The following is a 20,180-nucleotide window of genomic DNA, read 5'->3' as shown; positions in this document are numbered from 1 at the left end:
GGTTCGAACCCTCGATACACTTACGCGTATACACACTTTCCAGGCGTGCTCCTTCAGCCACTCAGACACCTCACCGTATTTTGTTGTTGCGTACTCACTGGTGCAACGGGGCGCTACTATAGGGAGAGAGGGCGATCCGGTCAAGCAGAATTTCTTGGTTTCGGCGCGTCCGGTTAACCTGTGTTCGCTTTGACGAAAACTGCGGCGAACCGCATGGGCAGGGAGCCTGGCAGGGGAATTTCCTGCGCTGCAGGCAACAAAAAAGCCTGAACTTGCGTTCAGGCTTTCTCGTGGAATATGGCGGTGAGAGAGGGGTTCGAACCCTCGATACACTTACGCGTATACACACTTTCCAGGCGTGCTCCTTCAGCCACTCAGACACCTCACCGTTTTACTTCATCGCTAACGCATTGCGCTGTCGACGGGCGCTAATGTAGGAGAATCTGATCCCAGCGTCAACCCTCTTGTGACATAACGATGACTGTTTAGCTAAACTTGCAGCAATTTGCTGATTTCCCGAGCGATCGGCTGCCGCGTGTGGCGAGTCTGCCGGTCGATGGTGGGGCGAAATCCGTTCTCAGATTAATATTTGTACATTTTAGTTTGGGTTAGCTCAATATATCAGCAGTGTCGTTATTCATGGTGCTGTTATATGCATTAATACTGGATTATTAGTCATATGTGTCGCTAAATAGATTGGTGCTGACGCGGCGGTTTTGGCAAGGAATATCACACCGCCGTGCAGGTTGCCGGGCATGGCGCCGGCGATAACGCAGACAGGGACTGACCTATTAAATAATAATGCAGTAGAGGTTCATTTTGACTCCATCGGACTCCACAACGGCGGTGCCGCAGCGCCATGCCATTCCCCCGGGCGCCGGGGCACTGTTCTTTATCCAAATCTTCGCCACGCTGGGTTTTGCCGTGCTGTATTCCACGTTGGTGCTTTACGCCACCAAACGCCTGGGGTTCAGTGAAGGCAGCGCCAACGCCATGATGGGTGTATTTGGCGCGTTCAACTACGGTTTGCATATGTTCGGCGGTTACCTGGGTGGACGCTTCCTCAGTAACCGCAACCTGTTCGTGCTGGGCATGGTGTTGCAGGTGATCGGCTGTGCATTGATCGCCGTGGCGGGCGTTTGGGGCCTTTATTGGGGCCTGGCGATGTTCCTGACCGGCAGCGGGCTGAACGTCACCTGCATTAATATGATGCTGACCCAGCGCTTTAAGCCGGACGACGATCGGCGCGAATCGGCCTTTTTATGGAACTACGCCGGGATGAACCTGGGGTTCTTCGTCGGTTTCAGCGTGGCCGGCTATTTCCAACTGACCGAAAATTACCGCGCACTGTTCCTGTTCGCCACTTTGGGTAATGCCGCGGCGATCATCGTTGCCGTCAGCCGCTGGCGGATACTGGCCGATCTCAATACCCCGCTGCACGATGCCAGCCGTTCGCAATACCGCTGGCGTATGCTGATCGGGTTGGCGGTGTTGGTGGCACTGGTGCCGATCATCCGCGTCATGCTGACCCATGCCGAATTCAGCGGCCACTTCGTGATTGGTCTCGGCGTGCTGATTTTCCTGATGTTATGCGTGGTGACGTTGCGTCATCATCCGCGTGATGAACGCCGCCGGATGACGGCTTACCTGGTCCTGGCATTGGGCTCTCTGGTATTTTGGGCGCTGTATCAGTTGGCGCCGATGGGGCTGATGCTGTTCTCCGAGCACAATATCAACCTGAATGTTTACGGCATTCAGGTGGCACCACAGTGGATCCAGAACATCAATACGTTGGTGATCGTGGTGGGAGGCCCACTGATGGCCTGGTGGTTTAACCGCCTGCGCGCACGCGGTTGCAATATCGACATTCCAATGCAGTTCTCCGGCTCGCTGTTTTGTATCGGGCTGGGCATGCTGGTGTTGCCGTTGGGCATCAGCCTGGCCGGTGGCGATGGGCTGGTGGCGTTCAAATGGATTGTCATCAGTTACGTGTTGCAGAGTATCGGTGAACTGATGATTTCCCCGATTGGCTACGCGATGATCGGCAAACTGGCGCCGCCGCGCTATCAGGGCGTGATGATGGGCTGCTGGATGATGGTCACCGGCGTTGCTTCGATACTGGCGGGTTATGTTTCCGGGCTGATGCCGGAAAACAGCGGCAGCACCCCAGTGATGACCAACCCCGGTTACAGCGAAGTGTTCAGCGTACTGGGCTGGGGCGCAGCAGGCGTCGGTGTGGTGATGTTGATTCTGATCCCGCTGTTGCGTCGGCTGATCCGGCATGACGCGCCCGTTGCCGCCTGAGATCCCGCAGCATAAAAACAGCCCACTGGTCGGGGCTGTTTTCATTTTGAGCTTTAGCGCTTGCATCTGTTGGCGAATCGCGGAAGTCTGGAGGTAAATGCATAAAAACAGACGGGAGCCGTACAGATGAACATCATTTTCTATCACCCTTTCTTTAATGCCCAGGACTGGCTGACCGGCCTATCGCAACGCCTGCCGCAGGCAACGGTACGCGCCTGGCAACTAGGCGACGATCGCCCGGCGGATTATGCGTTGGTATGGCGGCCGCCTTATGAGATGCTGGCGAAGCGTGGAAAGTTAAAAGGGGTCTTTGCCCTCGGCGCGGGCGTTGATGCCATTCTTGAGCAAGAGCGTCAGCATCCAGGCACTCTGCCGGCCGGCGTTCCGCTGGTGCGCCTGGAGGACACCGGCATGGCGCAACAGATGCAAGAATATGCACTGAGCTATGTGCTGCGTTATTTCCGCCGTTTTGACGAGTATCAACTGCTGCAACAGCAACAGAAGTGGCAACCGCTCGATCCCCATCAGCAGGATAATTTCACCATTGGCATTCTGGGGGCCGGGGTGCTGGGGAAAAGCGTGGCGCGGAAACTGACGGAATTTGGTTTCAACGTGCGCTGCTGGAGCCGCAGCCCTAAACAGATTGCCGGCGTGCAGAGCTTTGCCGGTGCCGAACAACGCGCCGCGTTTCTCGATGGCGTGCAATTGCTGATCAACCTGCTGCCCAATACGCCGGAAACCGCCGGGATCCTCAATCAGTCACTGTTCGCACATTTGGCGCCTGGCGCTTATCTGATCAACCTGGCGCGTGGCGCGCATCTGGTTGAAGACGATTTACTGCAGGCGCTGGAGCAGGGGCAAATTGCCGCTGCCACGCTGGATGTGTTCGTCCATGAGCCGTTGCCGCAGGAACATCCGTTCTGGCGTCATCCGCGTGTCACCATGACCCCGCATATTGCTGCCATCACCTTGCCGGAAGCGGCGATGGATCAGATCGCGGCAAACATCCGTGCGCTTGAAGCCGGACAAACACCGGCCGGCGTGGTGGATGTGCTGTTGGGTTACTGATCTTTCGGTGATGCACCTGCTAAGCTAAATGAATAATAAACCGTGCCTGCCGTCGTTTTTGGGCAGGCCGTCCAGAAGGAGAAGCAATGTACCCCGTTGATTTACATATGCACACCGTTGCCAGCACCCACGCCTACAGTACGCTGCATGATTACATCGCCGAAGCCCGGCAAAAGGGCATCAAACTGTTCGCCATCACCGACCACGGCCCGGATATGGCCGATGCGCCTCACTATTGGCACTTTATGAACATGCACGTGTGGCCGCGTTTGGTGGACGGCGTGGGCATCCTGCGCGGCATCGAGGCCAACATCAAAAACCTGCAGGGCGATATCGACTGCACCGGTCCGATGCTGGATAAAATCGACGTGATTATTGCCGGTTTCCACGAGCCGGTGTTTGCCCCGCAGGACAAGGCGGCCAATACCGAAGCGATGATCGCCGCGATGGCGCAAGGTGACGTGCACATAATCAGCCACCCCGGTAACCCAAGATACCCGATTGACATTGCAGCGGTTGCCGCGGCAGCAGCCAGGTACGAAGTGGCGCTGGAACTGAACAATTCGTCGTTTACCCATTCGCGCAAGGGCAGCGAGGACAACTGCCGGGCGATTGCCGCCGCGGTGCGTGATGCCGGTGGTTGGTTGGCGTTGGGGTCGGATTCGCATATCGCCTTCTCGCTCGGCGGGTTTGAGCACTGCGAACGCATTATTGCCGAGGTAGAGTTCCCGCAGGATCGTATTCTCAACGTCAGCCCACGGCGCCTGCTCGACTTTCTCGAACGACGTGGCAAGCCGGCGATTGCGGAATTGGCCGATTTGTGACATCGTCCCGGCAAATTTTTCCGTATTGTATAAGGCATTATCATGAATGAGTTTTCCGTTGTTTGCCGCGTGCTGGGTACGCTGTTTTATCGTCAGCCGCAGGATCCGTTGTTGGTGCCGCTGTTCACGCTGATCAAAGAAGGCAAGCTGCAGCAACATTGGCCGCTGGAGCAGGACGAACTCTTGGTACGCCTGCAGCAGGGCTGTGATGTGAACCTGCTGTCCAGCGATTTCAACGCCATGTTTGTCGGCAGCGAATGCAGCGTGTCACCGTTCCGTTCTGCCTATGTCGAAGGGGCCACCGAAGCGGAAGTGCGTACTTTCCTGCAGCAGCGTGGCATGCCGCTCGGCGAAGCGCCGGCCGATCACTTCGGTTCCTTGTTGCTGGCGGCCTCCTGGCTGGAAGATCAGTCGCAGGAAGACGAAGCGCAGGCGCAAATCACGCTGTTTGACGATTACCTGCTGCCGTGGTGCGGCCGGTTCCTCGGCAAAGTGGAAGCTCATGCCACCACCGGTTTTTACCGTACCCTGTCGCTGCTGGCTCGCGAGTCGATCCAGGCGATGCGAGACGAGCTGGCGGAGTACGAGCAGGAAGAAGAACAGCCGGGCGAAGAGGGCGAACAGCCTTAACCCCGTACCGGCCGGCTTGCGCTTAACGGCGAAGTCGGCCTCTTCCCGCCACAAACTTTTCCCGCTACACAGGTTTTCATCCCCCATACGTAAATTGACAATAAATCCCCTAATCTGACGGTTTACCGGTGGCCGGGCCTCAGTGTGCCTGCGCGCCCTGTTTCCTCACGCAAAGGGTAAAGCATGAAAAATAACTGGATGCAGCAGATCCAATCGATGATTGGACAAAAGGCCGGTTCACTCGGCGGTTCGGAAGGTATCGGCAAGCTGCTGGCCCCGACGGCGTTGGGTGGCCTGGTGGGCGTATTGCTGGCAAATAAGTCTTCGCGCAAGCTGGTGGGCAAATTCGGCAAAAATGCTTTGATTATCGGCGGCAGCGCAGCGGTGGGGGCGGTGTTGTGGAATAAGTACAAACAACGGGTGAAAGAAACCCATCAGAATGAACCGCAGTTTGGCCTGCAGACCACGCCGGTGGATTTGCGTGCCAAACGTCTGGTACAGGCACTGGTGTTTGCCGCCAAGAGCGACGGCCATATCGATGCGGAAGAAAAGCTCGCCATCGACCACAGCCTGGAACAGTTGCAGGTGGGTGAAGAAGCGCAACAATGGGTGCAAGAGGCGATCGACCAGCCGCTTAACCCGGATTTGATCGCCCAAAGCGTGAAAAACGAAGACGAAGCGCTGGAGGTGTATTACCTGAGCTGCATGGTGATCGACGTGGATCACTTTATGGAACGTGGCTATCTCGATGCCTTGGCGCAGTCGTTGAAGATCCCGGCGGACGTTAAGCAGGGCATCGAAAACGACGTGAACGAGAAAAAGCGCGAGCTGGCGTAGCGCCGCTTGGCAAGCCGGGGGGAATCGTGTCACTCTTGCCTTAATCAAGGTAAGCGGATGATTTAGCAATGATGACACCCCCTAAGGCAGAAAAACGTCCTTATCCCATTACTGTCCATGGCGACACGCGCGTGGATGACTATTATTGGCTACGCGACGACGAGCGCGCAGACCCGCAGGTGCTGGACTATCTGCAGGCGGAGAACGCCTTTACCGATGCGGCGCTGAAACCGCAGCAGGCCCTGCGCGAAACGCTGTATGAAGAGATGGTGGCGCGTATTCCGCAACAGGAACATTCGGTGCCCTATGTCAGAAACGGCTATCGCTATCAGACGCGCTTCGAACCGGGCAATGAATACGCGATTTATGTTCGTCAGCCGCAGGCCGAGAGCGAGCATTGGGACACCCTGCTCGACGGCAATCAGCGTGCCGAGCAACGAGAGTTTTATACCCTTGGCGGCCTGGAAGTCAGCCCTGACAACCAGAAGCTGGCGGTCGCGGAAGATTTCCTCTCTCGTCGCCAATACGACATTCGTTTCAAAAACCTCAGCGACGACAGCTGGACCGACGAAGTGCTGGAGAACACCTCCGGCAATTTCGAATGGGCCAACGATTCGGCCACCGTGTATTACGTGCGTAAACACGCTAAAACGCTGTTGCCTTATCAGGTCTATCGCCACGTGGTGGGCACCGATCCGCAGCTTGATGAGCTGATCTACGAAGAGCTGGATGACACCTTCTACGTCGGGTTGGAAAAAACCACCTCCGAGCGCTTTATTCTGATCCACCTGAGCAGCACCACCACCTCGGAAATTTTGCTGCTGGATGCCGATCGTGCCGACAGCACCCCGCAGATGTTCGTACCGCGCCGTAAAGATCATGAATACGGTATCGATCACTATCATCAGCATTTCTACATCCGTTCCAACAAGGACGGTAAAAACTTCGGCCTGTATCAGAGCGAGCAGGCGGATGAAGCGCAGTGGCAAACGTTGATTGCTCCCCGCATCGAAGTGATGCTGGAAGGCTTTAGCCTGTTCCGCGATTGGCTGGTGGTGGAGGAGCGCAGCGAAGGGCTGACCCAACTGCGCCAAATCCATTGGCAGAGCGGAGAAGTGAAGCGCATCGCCTTCGACGATCCGACGTACACCACCTGGCTGGCATACAACCCGGAACCGGAAACCGAGCTGCTGCGCTATGGCTACTCTTCAATGACCACGCCGACCACGCTGTATGAGCTGAACCTCGACAGTGACGAGCGCGTGATGCTCAAACAGCAGGAAGTGAAAAACTTCACCCCGGAAAATTACCGCAGCGAGCGGGTCTGGGTGAAGGCACGCGACGGCGTCGAGGTACCGGTTTCACTGGTCTATCGCCAGGATAGCTTCGCACACGGCAGCAACCCGCTGATGGTGTATGGCTACGGTTCCTACGGCAGCAGCATGGATCCGGCCTTCAGCGCCAGCCGCTTGAGCCTGCTGGATCGCGGTTTTGTCTTTGCGCTGGCGCACATTCGCGGCGGCGGCGAACTGGGGCAGCTGTGGTACGAAGACGGCAAGCTTTTCAACAAGCAAAATACCTTCAACGATTTTATCGACGTAACCGAAACCTTGATTGCTCAAGGGTACGGCGACGCCAGACAGGTGTTCGCCATGGGCGGCAGCGCCGGCGGCTTGCTGATGGGCGCGGTGATCAATCAGGCGCCGCAGCTTTTTAACGGTATTGTGGCGCAGGTGCCGTTTGTCGACGTGGTCACCACCATGCTTGATGAGTCCATTCCGCTGACGACCGGCGAATACGACGAATGGGGCAACCCGAACGAGCAGGCGTATTACGACTACATTTTGCAATACAGCCCGTACGATCAGGTGAAGGCGCAGGATTACCCGCATATGCTGGTCACCACCGGCCTGCATGACTCGCAGGTGCAGTATTGGGAGCCGGCCAAATGGGTGGCGAAATTACGTGAGTTGAAGACCGACGATCGCCAGCTGTTGCTGTATACCGACATGGATTCCGGTCACGGCGGCAAGTCCGGGCGTTTCAAAGCTTACGAAGACATCGCGCTGGAGTACGCCTTTATTCTGGCGCTGGCGGAGTAATCTTCAGGCGGGCGGCTGGCGCTGCCCGCTATTTTCAGCCGATCAGATAGTATTTCAGCGTGTGCTTCATGTCTGGGCTGAGATCTTCGATGGATTTCAGCATCCAGCGCAAATAGCCGGGATCTTCCTGCGCAATGCGATCAATCTCCTGCCCGCGATACTTGCCGAACTTAAACTTCTTCAACAGCACCGGTTGCTCGGTGATTTGCGCCATTTGCTCCGGCGTCCAGCCTGAATCCTTGATGATGCGTTGCAACAGCGCGGCGGTCACGTAGCAGTCGTACAACGCACGGTGCGGGTACAGCGTGGTGTCCTGCGGCAATTGCACATCCAGATTTAGCGCATAGCGCAGATATTGGTTGCCGTATTTGATGTCCGGGTACAGGTTACGGGCCAGTTTCATGGTGCAGATCCAGGCACCGCGCATTTCCGGCAGCACGCCACGATCGAAAGCCGCATTGTGGGCGACATAGTAGGGGCTGCCCAGATAGCGGCCTATTGCCACTGCGATGCGTGGCTTCCCCTCGACCATCTGCTCGGTGATGTGGTGAATGGCCATGGCCTCGATGCCAATCGGCCGGTCAGGGCTGACTAAATCGCTCATGGGATTGGCGATTTGCCCGTCAATCAGATCAACGGAGGCCACTTCGACCACGCCGCCTTCCAGCCCGCAGGTTTCAGTGTCTATTACGCGTAAATTCATGGTTTCCTCAGGATGGCTGCACAGGTTTAGCTTAACGGGGAGCTGCGTCGATGCCAACCATTGAAAGCGGGGGCGTTATTTCAGGCAACAAAAAACCCGCCTCGGCGGGTTTAACTACGGTTAGAAGTTCGCTTACTCGCCGGATGTTTGGCCTTTCTTGGCGCGTTTACCTGCGCGTTTCTCTGCCGGGGTTTTCAACGGCTTCTTCTTCGCATTTTTTTTGCTATCCATTCCCTTACTCATGATGGCCTCTCAGTTACCTATGGTTGGGTGGGTTGCTCAGCCATTAACCTCCTTACTCCTGCCGGATGCAAGCATGAAAGCAGGCGTTATGGGTAATCGATTGTTTATAGGTGGAATTTTGTTTCTCAGGAATAGCGGTTTAAATATCTTGATATGTTATAATGTAACAATTAAAGAGTAACCGGAGAGCGCCATGACAATCGTTTCCATGTTAAACCAACAGCAGATCCTGGCCATGCCGGAGTCTGACTACATGAACCCGGCGCAGCAGGCATTTTTCCGCCAGCGCCTGCTGGACGAGCAGCAAAAACTGCTACAGCACATCGAAGCGTTGAAGCGGGATATCGACGGCGGTGAGGTGTCTGGTGACGAAGCCGACAAAGCGGCGCGTGAAGAAGATTTGCGGTTGCTGTTTCGTCAACTGGATCGCGAAAGCCGTTTGCTGCCGAAAATCAGCGCAGCGTTAACACGTTTGTATAACGGTGACTATGGTTATTGCCTTGAAAGCGGTGAGCCTATTGGCCTGGCACGCCTGCTGTTGCGGCCAACGGCGGAACTGAGCATCGAAGCCAAAACCGCGCAGGAAATGCGTGAGCCGCATCTGCGTAAGCGGGGCTAGTTTCGCGGTTGGCTCCCAACAGCCAGCCGCTATTTTACCGGCAAGTCGTACTCATTTTAAGCAAACGAACCCTAACTTGTTGGGGAGTGCCGGAGTTTTCAGGTTTTACCGTTGACCAAATGAGTGGCTTCCGCTTTGATGAGGGGGTGACCCACAGAGAGACGGAAGCGCCATGGAACAATTACGAGGTTTGTACCCGCCGTTAGCAGCATATGACAGCGGTTGGCTGGACACCGGGGATGGCCACCGGATCTACTGGGAACTGAGCGGTAATCCGAACGGTAAACCGGCAGTCTTTATTCATGGTGGGCCGGGCGGCGGCATTTCGCCTTACCACCGTCAACTGTTCGATCCGCAGCGCTACAAGGTGCTGCTGTTCGATCAACGCGGCTGTGGTCGTTCCAAGCCGCACGCCAGCCTGGACAACAACACCACCTGGCATTTGGTGCAGGACATTGAACGGCTGCGCGAAATGGCCGGCGTAGATCAATGGCTGGTGTTTGGCGGCTCCTGGGGCTCGACGCTGGCATTGGCCTACGCGCAAACCCATCCGCAGCGCGTCAGCGAAATGGTGTTGCGCGGTATCTTCACCCTGCGTAAGCAGGAGTTGCATTGGTACTATCAGGACGGTGCCTCGCGTTTCTTCCCGGAGAAATGGGAGCGCGTGCTGTCGATTCTTTCAGAGGAAGAGCGCAAGGACGTGATCGCGTCTTATCGTCAGCGCCTGACCTCAACAGATTTGCAGGTGCAGCTGGAAGCGGCCAAGCTGTGGAGCGTGTGGGAAGGGGAGACGGTGACCTTGCTGCCCAGCAGCGAGTCGGCTTCTTTTGGTGAGGATGATTTTGCGCTGGCTTTCGCCCGCATCGAAAACCACTACTTTACCCATCTGGGCTTCCTGGACAGCGACGATCAGCTGTTGCGTAACGTCCCGCTGATCCGCCATATCCCCGCGGTGATCATTCATGGCCGTTACGATATGGCGTGTCAGGTGCAAAACGCCTGGGATCTGGCGAAGGCCTGGCCGGAGGCGGAGCTGCATATCGTCGAGGGAGCCGGACACTCGTTTGACGAACCCGGCATTCTGCATCAGTTGATGCTGGCGACCGACAGGTTTGCCGGAAAATGACACAGAGCCCGCCACTACGGCGGGCTTTTTTCATTTGGACTTCGGCTCGTAAGGCAGACGCGAATACTTGTGCGATTCGACACGGTAGTGCGCCACGCGTTCGCGAAAATAATCACGCAGGTGCGCGGGTTGTTCGCGCTCAACCATTTCTGGGATCACCGGCATGTTGTAGCGCTCTTTGAATGCCACGCCGGAAGCGGCGAGATCAACGTTCACTTTGTCCATCTCTTCTTTGGAAAGCTCTGCCAGATTGTAACCCACCGTATTCTCCTTACTGTTACCGCATTGGATCAGCGCAGAAGGTAATGCACCCGGCGGCGCTTGGCAAGCCTGAAGCGCAGTGGAAAGGGGCAGCGTTAATAACAGATAACGGGAACGGTTATTTATCACTCCGGCAGCAATGCAATTCATTTATTATTTTAAATAAGAATGATTCGCTTTTTGATTAAATATACAGATAGAAATAGTTATCATAATAATTTAAATGAATAATTAATGTTTTTCATAATACGTTGATTTTTATATTATTTAAAATTAAATCATCGATGATGTAAATCAGGTGTTTTTATTTTGTATCCATCAAGGCATAATGCGGAAAAATTAAGTTGATACCTGCAAAATAAAGGAATGATTATGCTGACGCCTGAAATGACCCAAAAGCTGAATGAGCAACTAAACCTGGAGTTCTACTCTGCCAATCTGTATCTGCAAATGAGCGCATGGTGCAGCGATAAAGGCTTTGAAGGCGCCGCCGCATTCCTTAAAGAGCACTCTCAGGAAGAGATGCAGCACATGCAGCGTCTGTTTGAATACCTGAGCGACACCGGTGCTCTGCCGTTGTTGGGCACCATCGCCGCGCCGCCGGTTGAGTTCGGCTCCCTGGCGGACGTGTTCCAGCAGACCTACGAGCATGAGCAACTGATTACTCGCCAGATCAACGAACTGGCGCACGCGGCAATGATCGCCCACGATTACTCCACTTTCAACTTCCTGCAGTGGTATGTTGCCGAGCAGCACGAAGAAGAGAAGCTGTTCAAATCCGTGCTGGATAAACTGGCGCTTGTGGGTAACAGCGGCAATGCACTGTTCTTCATTGATAAAGATCTGAAGAAAATGGGTGCGGCCGGCGAAAACGGTAACGGCCAGGTTTAATCGCTTTAGTTGAGAACCGCGTGTCGGCATGGTCCGAGCGCGGTTTTTTTATGCCCTGCATTTATCGCGGTCTTACAGCGATATGTGCTACCCGATCGCAAAATGCCAGCGTTCTGCTCGACTTGCATAATGACACTCGTTATCATTTAACGCGATACGCTACAGGGAAGGTAGAGAGTCAAAACAGGGGCTTACTCCCATTATTCTGTTTACCCGTGGCGCAATCATCTACGGTGGGTTGGGCTGCTGATACATCGCCCCGGCGGTTAGCCTAAACCCTTATCACCCTCGATTATTGCTTTAAGGGATATCACTGTGATCGGTAAAATTCGTTCTTCTTATCGCCTGCTTTCCACCATTTTCGTGCTGTTTGTCGGGCTGTCTTCGCAGCAGGCACTGGCGCATGCCCATTTGAAAGTTGAAACGCCGGCGGCAGATGCCAGCGTTAGCCCGGCACCCAAGGTGCTGACGCTCAACTTCTCCGAAGGTATTGAGCCTAACTTTAGCGGCATTAAAATCACCGGCCCGGACAACGCGGAAGTGAAAACCGGTAAATTGCAGCTCGATGCAAACAACAATACCCAGGTCAATCTGCCTATCGAAGGCGAGCTGGCAGCGGGTAAATATAATGTTAGCTGGCATGTGGTTTCGGTCGACGGTCATAAAACCAAAGGCCAGTACAGCTTCACCGTAAACTAACCCATGAGTCTGGCGACCCTGTTTGTCCTGTGTCGCTTTGTGCACTTTGCGGCGGTGATGCTGATGTTTGGCACCAGCCTGTTCACCGCCTTATTGTCGCCGCAGCGCCTTTCTCCGTATCTCGCCCGTGATGTGCGTCCTTTGCTGGTCTCCTGTACCTGGCTTGCCGGGTTTTCTGCCGTGGCGCTGCTGGCTATTCAGGCCGGGCAGATGGGGGACGGCTGGGCAGACACCTGGCAGTTAGACGTGTGGTGGGCGGTGCTGGGCACCACCTTCGGCGAAGTTTGGCGTTGGCACTTGGGTATTTCACTCCTGGCGCTGCTGAGCCTGTGGCTGGCAGAGCCGCGCCGTACACAACTTTTGGCGTTGTTTTCCACACTGCTGTTGGTCAGCATGGCGTTTATCGGGCATGCGGCGATGCATGGCGGGGAGCTTGGCGCACTGCACCGGTTTAATCACGCGCTGCACCTGCTGGCGGCCGGTTACTGGTTCGGCAGCCTGTTGCCGTTGCTGGTTTGTTTGCGCTATCTCGCTCAACCGCAGTGGCGCAGCGACGCGGTCACCACATTGATACGCTTCTCACGCTGGGGACACCTGGCAGTAGCGCTGGTGCTGCTGACCGGCGTGATCAACAGTTTGATTATTCTCGGACGTTGGCCGTTAGACACAAATTCACCTTACCAACGCCTGCTGTTGTTCAAAACCGCGCTGGTGGCGCTGATGGTCATGGTGGCGTTAGCCAACCGTTACGCTATCGTCCCGGCGATGAGCAGCATGCCACGGCTGGCGCAACGCGGGCTGGTACTGGCTTGCTGGGCTGAACTGGGGTTGGGAGCTGCGGTGCTGCTGCTGGTCAGTTTATTTGCAACCTATGCGCCGGTATAACATTCCGGCTTGCCGAAGGCCCCCAAACTGCGGGAAAATTGAATCAAATAGCAACCCTAAGGCCATAACATGAAATCGGTATTACTTGGCATGACGCTGCTGGCAACCGCGACCGGTGCGCTGGCGGCAGATCAACTGGTGAACATCACCAAGCTGGAATACGGCAAGCAGTGGGCGTTCACCAAAGAAGAAGTGACGTTACAGTGCCGCAGCGGGGGCGCGTTGTTCGTGCTCAACAACAGCACGCTAATGCAGTACCCGCTTAACGCCACCGCAGAAGCGCAGGTGAAAGCAGGGCAGCAGCGCGCCCAACCACTGGATGTGATCCTGCTGGATGACGCGGCCAATCCGGGCCATAAGATGAGTGTCGAGCCATATCGCGAACGTGCCGAGAAGCTCTGCGCGAACTAATCGCTTATCCCCCAATGGCTTAGTTCGAGGTTAACCGGTGATGGAAAACTGCCCGCAATTAATTTCGTCATGAAACTATCACCAGCCGTGCGGCTGGCTGGCAAAAATAGCGCGGTAAGCTACTCTTAAAGTGCACGGCTGAACAAGCCTTGCACAAAATGCCAACTTTTAGCGCACGGCTCTCTCCCAAGAGCCATTTCCCTAGACCGAATATAGGAATCGTATTCGGTCTTTTTTTAATTTGTTGTTTTATATCGTTATTTTTCGAAAAAATCGAATTTACTCGAATTTTGATATTCGGTCTTTTACAGTATTACGTACTCTTTCCCCCTAGTGTCGAGGTATTTACCCGTCATTTTTTCGGATTTATGCCCCAGCAATTTCTGTGCAAATTCCTTCCCTTTTTCCTTCTCGTATAACCGTCCAGCCAGGCTCCTGATCTCGTGGAACGTCGGCGGATTCTCTTCAAACTCCAGCCCAGAAGCTTTTCGCGTAGCAACAAATTTCTTCGTCAATCCATCTGGGTGCAAAGAACCGTCCGGGCTATTTTTCCGAATGCCAGCACTTAGCATAAAGTCTGTGGTACTGGCCAGTTGGCAACGATCGATCACGGTGCAGAGGCGCAGGCTAACGCCAACTTGATGCTGAAAGTTAAGGCCGTGCGGGGATGAATAAAAAACACCCCCGATACCGCGAGATCTCAGGGGATAAGGAAGCACTTACGTTTATCTAGTTGTGTTTAAAGCATAATTTCATAAATGACTCTAATCATTAAGAATGCTCTCATATGATATTGATTATCATCTTTTATTTGCTTTTTTCATCAATTTTTTTGTTGCAGTGGGATTTTTCCAATGCTTACGCAAAGCAAACCCAGCTAAGCCGATTAAGATAACGAGCAATAAAATGTATTCCATATCTTCCCTTAGTATCTGGATACAGCTGAATTGATTAATAATCGATATGGTTAATCAATTCAATGTTATGTAGTCCAATTAGGAATAATGCCAATAGCATCCATCGGTAGGGAAATAATCATGGGAAGAAAAGCGTCGGCAGCGCCTCCATATCCACCGTCATTGAGCTGAATTATCTACATGCTGGGATAATTACACGACAGGATCCATCAAATGAGTATGGAGGCTGTGAAGACTTGTAATCCAGTTTGTGAGGCAATCATACGGTGTTGGGCAATCCCGGCGCTGGTTATTGCGTATTTAACCCGATGGGACTGGGTATTGCATGAAGGTGAAACTCAGATGAACAACATCATATGAACATGGCTTTCGGTCTGCGGGTGAGACCGGCGATTAAGGGAAAGCGCCTGGAGAGAATATCGTTCAAAATGTAGCTTGGCTCTAATTTTTACGAGCCCGAAGGCCGATTCATTTGTTTTTTGCCCAGATTGGGCTATACCCAGTCTATACGAAAAGCAGTTGATAAGATCATTGACTCACCTGTCGTGAGCATTGTTTGTAACATTCGTTATGTCGGAGCAACAGGCTGGGGATTTCCTCAGAATCTTATAGAATATATAGGATATTGCCATGAATAACTTAAGATTAATAACCACGTCTTTGTCCGAAAAAATCGCGATGCAGGATGGCATAGGTGCATTATCACCCTTTATACCCAATGTCATTTTAGGGACAGGGGAGGATGATGTCCTGAAAGGGACCTCAGGAAAGGATTGGATCTTTGGGTTTGCTGGCGATGACATCATCAAAATCAATACACAGGAAAATGATGCAGATATTGTATTCGCCGGTAGCGGAGAGGACGAGATATATACTGGCGGTAATGCAACTATTTTCGCCGGGGCTGATAACGATTATGTTCGCTTAATGAGTAAAATGGATAATAGTATCATTTTCCTGGGGGATGGTGATGACATATTAGGAATGGAGCTTGATGTTTACGGGCACAATACTATCTTTGGGGGCGATGGGAATGACCGAATAACGACTAACTATTGGATATATTGGGGTAACCACTATGGAATAGATGACCCTCCAAGAGAAATCGTTCCGGAGGATGACAAAATTTATGGTGGTGCCGGCGATGACTGGATAAAACCATTGGGTGAAAATCTTCTGGTACATGGTGATGATGGTAATGATCACATTGATATTGAGTTGTTGTCCCAGACGCCAACGAATAACGGACGGCTATTCGGAGATGATGGTGACGACAGCATCACTGTTCTTAATAATGATTTTAGCACCATTGGCCAGATGGGAACGCATTTTGACATTGACGGGGGGGCCGGTAACGATATTATTCTGTCCTCTTCTTCTGGTGGGGATGAGTTGACTGGCGGTACAGGGAGTGATGTGTTTTTCTATGAGTGGGTTGGGGCCAGTACCTCGAAAGAACCTGATGTTATCACTGATTTTACTTTTAACGATCAGGAGCAGGATAAAATAGACCTGTCTGAGCTTAATGATAATTGCCGGGATTATTATGAATTTCTTGGTGGATTAGAGGGGAGCGATTTGACCTTTATTGGTTATCAGGAATTCAGTGGTAATGGCAAAGAAATACGACTGGTACATACTGATGAAGGGACAAATGTTGAAGTTGACCCCTTTGTTGAGCCGAGTGCGGAGCTGTTTCAAATCCAACTTGTTGGAGTCACCCAAGAATTGACACAAGAGGCGTTCATTCTTGTATGACCCCCGGTAAAAAGCCGACATATTGGATATTAACGGACGCGTAATAAGTGGCACTATGCATGCCGTTTATTACGTGCCCTGTAAACGTTTGCTGAACATTTCCATTTAAATAAGTGGTGTAGGGGGATGCTGGTTATTGGTAAAGCCAGCGGCCAATGCATTGTTTTCCACGTAGGGGATTTTCACCGGGTACTCAGTTTATACGTGATAATTTTTCTTAGAGTGAGGGATAAGGGGGGAGTGCCTGCGGTGGTGGTTCTTGGTTTAGAACTGGGATGAAATTGATACCGCCAATATTGGGGGTCAATACATAGAGGTCTTTTACGCCAGGCTGTTTCTCTGCCTTATCTACTGTGATCCAGAAAGCCAACTCACCAGCGGACAGGTCAATCTTTCCTTTATAGAAGTATCCGTTTAATTGCTTAATCGTAGACCATCACTTTCCTTAAAATTTACATGGTGTTGATTTTAAATGGAAAAAATTACATATTCCCATTAGAGAATGTATTCGTTCCTTTCTTGTGTGGATTTTTAAAACAGTGACTTACAAGAAGAGTGGCCATTTATCACGCCTCATGTTCTACCGCATCCCTCTTTTTCTATCGATGTGATCGTTTTACCGCCATTTCTCTTGGGTGGAAATTCAGGTCACGGGTGATCGTCAGGGCATTTTCTGACGGTTCAACTGTGGGGGCTTGGTAGCCGCAGGTGTAATGCTGGGATCCCATAACACATCCCTGATACAGGTTTGTGACTGAGTCTGTGATCTTTTCTTATTCTATAAACCACAAAGACCCGGAATTCATCCATAAAAGTCATAGTGCTGGGGTTATAGGGTTTGGAAATAAAACTTTATGTCATGTATCATGGTTATCCTATTTTGATGGAAGTTTCGGCATCTATGCAGGGACATTCTTTCATGCAAAAGAATTAATATCGCAATGAAACTATTTGTTTTGGGTGTGATATTGATAACGTCACCCCCTTAAGGGGGGAAGTGGAAATAAAAACAGTATTAGGTAAAGGGAAACAATGAAAAAATTTTTAAAATGGGCACTTTATATCGTTATAGCCTTGGTTGTTATTGGCTACTTTGCCGACGATAAAAAAGATAGCACAGCCAATCAATCAACCTCTTCAGAAAAAGCTTCAGTCGCTTCTACACCGGCTCAGGAAGTATACAAAACTACAGCGAATGCATTGTTCAAAGATTACAATGACAATGAAGTTGCTGCAGATGAAAAAATGAAAGGTAAAGTAATCGAGGTATCTGGAACGGTACAATCGATTGATAAGGACTTTACTGACTCAATTATTGTTCGCTTAAAAACAAGCAATGAATTCTTGCCTGCAATGATGGGGATTAGAGATTCAGAGAAGTCGGCAGCATTAGCGTTGAAGAAAGGTCAACAGATTGTTGTTACTTGCAAAAGTATGGCACGTGTGGTGGGTGCGCCCTCCGGCCGTGATTGCGTTTTTGCTAACTAAATTTGTTTGATGGCGGTGCGGATAGCGCCGCCTTTTCAGTGTGGTTTATTTTCCGCTCAATGCTGATAACTCGAACCTTCAACGCTCCGGCATCCGGCTAATAGCGATAGGAGAAGTGGGATGCTGAGCTATTGACGGCTGTTCGATCTAACTAACGCCTTTTTATTGGTTGTTGTGGCCGTTCTGCTGCCTGAATAGATAAAGAACAGCGCAATACCTAGACAAACGATGGAGCCGAGACGACTCATCGAAAAGGGTATTGACTCATTTCCCAGCCAGCCAAAGTTATCAATCAGCATGCTCATGGTCAGCTGACCAAATATCACCGCTACCGTGGCGACGGCGGTACCGATACGTTGCACAGCGAGCACCATAATTACAATATACGGCACGCCGAACATAGCGCCGAGAAGCTGCCACTTGGGCACATCTAACAGGCTGACCGTCTGTTTCGGTTCAAAGAAGAAAATGAGCAGGGCGGTCACCAGAGCACCAACGGAAAACGTCAGAAACGCGCTTTTGAATACGCCAACGTTGCTGCCGAGTTGTCCATTGATGGCGGCCTGAATACTCAGCGTCGCGCCCCCTATAACAGCCAGAATTATCATAATCAATGTCATAACCTTACCCCTGTGCAACCAGAACCAATGCGGCAATGATGAAAATCAGCGCGATGACGCGTTTAACGTTTATCTTTCTGCGTGGCGTCCCCAGCAGCCCAAAGTGGTCGATCAGCAAGCTTTTAAATACCTGACCGGCAAGAATGCCAATCATCGTCATGGCGATGCCGATGGCGGGTGTGGCGATAGTCAGAATAATGACGTAAACCGGGCCCAGTACGCCACCGAGCAACTGCCAGGAGGGCTGCGCGAAAAATGAGGGACTGTTGCGTGGACTGAAAAACAGCATCAGAAGAAACGTCAACGCCGCACCAACGCCGAATATGCTGAACGTCGCCCATAAATCCCCAACCTTGCCTCCCAGCGGGCCCAGTAATCCCGCCTCTACGGACAGTCCCATACCGCCCGCAATAACCAGTAAAATCAAAACAAGTTGCATAGCAATCAGTCTCCATCAATCCAGGTGGCGAAGACTACGCCGGATTAAAGATGAGAAAAATGCCATAATGCAATAAACACTATTGCAGGAAGTGCATCAATGTACGACGCCGGAAATATCAGCATTCGCTCGCTGCTGATCTTTATTGAGGTCTATGAAACGCAAAATTTTTCGCTAGTGGCGCGCCGGGAGGGGATCTCGGCTTCACAGGTATCACGCGTGATCCAACAGCTTGAAGATGCGCTCGGTCAGCAGCTTTTTTACCGAAATACGCGGGCAATTATTCCGACTGAAAGTGGTCATCTCTTTATTCACTATGCCCGCGCGATAGCCGGGAATGTTGAAGATGCCCGTCGGGAACTGGATGAGCGAGCTATCGAGCCCTCTGGTCTGATTCGCATTAATGGCCCGGTTTTTTTCGGACAGAGGCACATTGCCCCTGGCCTTCCAGGACTGTCGGAGCGTTACCCCCGACTTAATGTGGAGTTGATGCTTACCGATGACTTTATCGACCCTCACAAGGACGCCGCCGACGTGATCTTCCGCATCGGTGCATTGACTGACTCCTCTTTTCATGCGCGGATTTTCGGACAGCAATTTTATCATCTGGCTGCCTCACCCGCGTATCTGCGCAAATACGGTGCACCGAGTGGGCCGGATGACTTCAGTCATCACAAATGCCTTGTCTACCGTGGCTCCTCTGGCCCCAACCGCTGGCTGGTTCGCAAGCCGGGCGAGGAATGGATGCGTTATCCCATCGCGCCGCTGATGACATCAAACAACGCTGAAACGCTACTTATTGCAGCACTGGGTGGGATGGGGATCGTACTTTTTCCTGACTGGCTAGTGAGCGAAAGACTGCAGAGTGGCGAGCTGGTCGCTCTTTTGCCGGATCTGGAATGTTCCATCAAGACGGAGCCACAGAATATTGCCGCACTCTATCCCAATACTCGTCACACGCCACTTAACGTCAGGGCGGTAATAGATTATTACGTTGAGCTTTTCGGCACACCGCTTTATTGGCAATCAGAGATCGGTAATAGCGCTGATGTGCGTATTTATCCGCAAGCATAATAGAACTTACGCTCGAACGCGGGGTTTCTTTTGGGTTTCTGTTGGCACCATAAGCCCCCGAGGGCTCGGCGATCGATAATGGCGGCGGGGCACGGAGATAATAAAAATCCGCTACATGAAGAGTCCACCGTGCCCCACCATGATTAATCGGCGTTGAGTGTACGATAATGAATGCCGCTATTTTTGTCTTAACGAGCCGCTGGATCAATCAATCGTGGGTCCGATTTTGTACTTTATTCCATCGATACCCTCAGCAGGCGGCTTCAACGCTGCAGAAAATT

Annotated in this window: 19 protein-coding genes, 1 tRNA gene and 1 pseudogene; 15 read left to right on the top strand and 6 right to left on the bottom strand. The window is 52.3% G+C overall.

The window, feature by feature from the left end; genetic code table 11:
- Positions 1–298: 298 nt before the first annotated feature.
- Positions 299–388: transfer RNA gene (locus ACGS9J_RS12600), tRNA-Ser, on the bottom strand.
- Positions 389–819: 431 nt separating this feature from the next.
- On the opposite strand from ACGS9J_RS12600, the gene ACGS9J_RS12595 reads away from it, so the two are divergent.
- From ACGS9J_RS12595 to ACGS9J_RS12570, 6 genes are all read left to right on the top strand, one after another.
- Complete coding sequence (locus ACGS9J_RS12595) at positions 820–2,304, top strand: peptide MFS transporter (protein ID WP_442231235.1); 1,485 nt, start codon at positions 820–822, stop codon at positions 2,302–2,304.
- A gap of 126 nt (positions 2,305–2,430) precedes the next feature.
- Positions 2,431–3,372, top strand: a complete 942-nt coding sequence (gene ghrA / locus ACGS9J_RS12590; RefSeq protein WP_442231234.1) for a glyoxylate/hydroxypyruvate reductase GhrA — start codon at positions 2,431–2,433, stop codon at positions 3,370–3,372.
- A gap of 86 nt (positions 3,373–3,458) precedes the next feature.
- Complete coding sequence (locus ACGS9J_RS12585) at positions 3,459–4,196, top strand: phosphatase (protein ID WP_442231233.1); 738 nt, start codon at positions 3,459–3,461, stop codon at positions 4,194–4,196.
- Between the two features lie 42 nt (positions 4,197–4,238).
- Positions 4,239–4,826 carry a TorD/DmsD family molecular chaperone gene (locus tag ACGS9J_RS12580; protein ID WP_442231232.1) on the top strand — a complete coding sequence of 196 codons (588 nt, stop codon included), beginning with the start codon at positions 4,239–4,241 and terminating at the stop codon, positions 4,824–4,826.
- A gap of 183 nt (positions 4,827–5,009) precedes the next feature.
- Positions 5,010–5,663, top strand: a complete 654-nt coding sequence (locus ACGS9J_RS12575; RefSeq protein ID WP_442231231.1) for a tellurite resistance TerB family protein — start codon at positions 5,010–5,012, stop codon at positions 5,661–5,663.
- A gap of 68 nt (positions 5,664–5,731) precedes the next feature.
- Complete coding sequence (locus ACGS9J_RS12570) at positions 5,732–7,765, top strand: S9 family peptidase (protein WP_442231230.1); 2,034 nt, start codon at positions 5,732–5,734, stop codon at positions 7,763–7,765.
- Between the two features lie 34 nt (positions 7,766–7,799).
- Here the strand turns inward: ACGS9J_RS12570 and exoX are convergent, their stop codons facing one another.
- Complete coding sequence (exoX, locus tag ACGS9J_RS12565) at positions 7,800–8,468, bottom strand: exodeoxyribonuclease X (RefSeq protein ID WP_442231229.1); 669 nt, start codon at positions 8,466–8,468, stop codon at positions 7,800–7,802.
- A 436-nt stretch (positions 8,469–8,904) separates the two neighbouring features.
- Here exoX and ACGS9J_RS12560 point away from each other — a divergent pair, with 436 nt between their 5' ends.
- On the top strand, positions 8,905–9,330 hold the full coding sequence (locus tag ACGS9J_RS12560) for a TraR/DksA C4-type zinc finger protein (RefSeq protein WP_442231228.1): 426 nt from the start codon (positions 8,905–8,907) through the stop codon (positions 9,328–9,330).
- 172 nt (positions 9,331–9,502) lie between these two features.
- Positions 9,503–10,456 (top strand): prolyl aminopeptidase, encoded by a 954-nt coding sequence (gene pip / locus ACGS9J_RS12555; protein ID WP_442231227.1) that lies wholly within the window; start codon positions 9,503–9,505, stop codon positions 10,454–10,456.
- Positions 10,457–10,486: 30 nt separating this feature from the next.
- Here pip and ACGS9J_RS12550 read toward each other — a convergent pair whose 3' ends face one another.
- Complete coding sequence (locus tag ACGS9J_RS12550) at positions 10,487–10,717, bottom strand: DNA polymerase III subunit theta (RefSeq protein WP_037420309.1); 231 nt, start codon at positions 10,715–10,717, stop codon at positions 10,487–10,489.
- A 372-nt stretch (positions 10,718–11,089) separates the two neighbouring features.
- Between ACGS9J_RS12550 and ftnA the strand changes: the two genes are divergently transcribed.
- From ftnA to ACGS9J_RS12530, 4 genes are all read left to right on the top strand, one after another.
- On the top strand, positions 11,090–11,608 hold the full coding sequence (gene ftnA / locus ACGS9J_RS12545) for a non-heme ferritin (protein WP_442231226.1): 519 nt from the start codon (positions 11,090–11,092) through the stop codon (positions 11,606–11,608).
- A gap of 315 nt (positions 11,609–11,923) precedes the next feature.
- Complete coding sequence (yobA, locus tag ACGS9J_RS12540) at positions 11,924–12,307, top strand: CopC domain-containing protein YobA (RefSeq protein WP_442231225.1); 384 nt, start codon at positions 11,924–11,926, stop codon at positions 12,305–12,307.
- A gap of 3 nt (positions 12,308–12,310) precedes the next feature.
- The gene (copD, locus tag ACGS9J_RS12535; RefSeq protein WP_442231224.1) at positions 12,311–13,192 is read left to right on the top strand and encodes a copper homeostasis membrane protein CopD; all 882 of its coding nucleotides are present in this window, start codon (positions 12,311–12,313) and stop codon (positions 13,190–13,192) included.
- Between the two features lie 69 nt (positions 13,193–13,261).
- The gene (locus ACGS9J_RS12530) at positions 13,262–13,603 is read left to right on the top strand and encodes a YebY family protein (RefSeq protein ID WP_442231223.1); all 342 of its coding nucleotides are present in this window, start codon (positions 13,262–13,264) and stop codon (positions 13,601–13,603) included.
- A 305-nt stretch (positions 13,604–13,908) separates the two neighbouring features.
- Here the strand turns inward: ACGS9J_RS12530 and ACGS9J_RS12525 are convergent.
- Positions 13,909–14,229 (bottom strand): annotated as a pseudogene (locus ACGS9J_RS12525) (tyrosine-type recombinase/integrase); the annotation flags it as partial.
- A 921-nt stretch (positions 14,230–15,150) separates the two neighbouring features.
- Here ACGS9J_RS12525 and ACGS9J_RS12520 point away from each other — a divergent pair.
- The gene (locus tag ACGS9J_RS12520) at positions 15,151–16,278 is read left to right on the top strand and encodes a M10 family metallopeptidase C-terminal domain-containing protein (RefSeq protein WP_442231222.1); all 1,128 of its coding nucleotides are present in this window, start codon (positions 15,151–15,153) and stop codon (positions 16,276–16,278) included.
- Between the two features lie 1,032 nt (positions 16,279–17,310).
- Positions 17,311–17,766: an OB-fold protein gene (locus ACGS9J_RS12515; RefSeq protein ID WP_442231221.1), complete on the top strand. Its 456-nt coding sequence runs from the start codon at positions 17,311–17,313 to the stop codon at positions 17,764–17,766.
- Between the two features lie 128 nt (positions 17,767–17,894).
- Here the strand turns inward: ACGS9J_RS12515 and ACGS9J_RS12510 are convergent, their stop codons facing one another.
- Entirely contained in the window at positions 17,895–18,386 is a 492-nt protein-coding gene (locus ACGS9J_RS12510) for a DMT family transporter (protein WP_442231220.1), read from the bottom strand.
- 4 nt (positions 18,387–18,390) lie between these two features.
- Positions 18,391–18,825 carry a DMT family transporter gene (locus ACGS9J_RS12505; RefSeq protein ID WP_442231219.1) on the bottom strand — a complete coding sequence of 145 codons (435 nt, stop codon included), beginning with the start codon at positions 18,823–18,825 and terminating at the stop codon, positions 18,391–18,393.
- 99 nt (positions 18,826–18,924) lie between these two features.
- Between ACGS9J_RS12505 and ACGS9J_RS12500 the strand changes: the two genes are divergently transcribed.
- A complete protein-coding gene (locus ACGS9J_RS12500; RefSeq protein ID WP_442231218.1) occupies positions 18,925–19,899 on the top strand; it encodes a LysR substrate-binding domain-containing protein in 975 nt (324 codons plus the stop codon).
- The last annotated feature ends 281 nt before the right edge of the window (positions 19,900–20,180 follow it).

This window comes from Serratia quinivorans (genome assembly GCF_052113645.1).
Classification (GTDB): Bacteria; Pseudomonadota; Gammaproteobacteria; order Enterobacterales; family Enterobacteriaceae; genus Serratia; species Serratia quinivorans_B.
The sequence above is the reverse complement of the archived record's forward strand: the minus strand, read 5'-3'. Positions and strand labels throughout refer to the sequence as shown.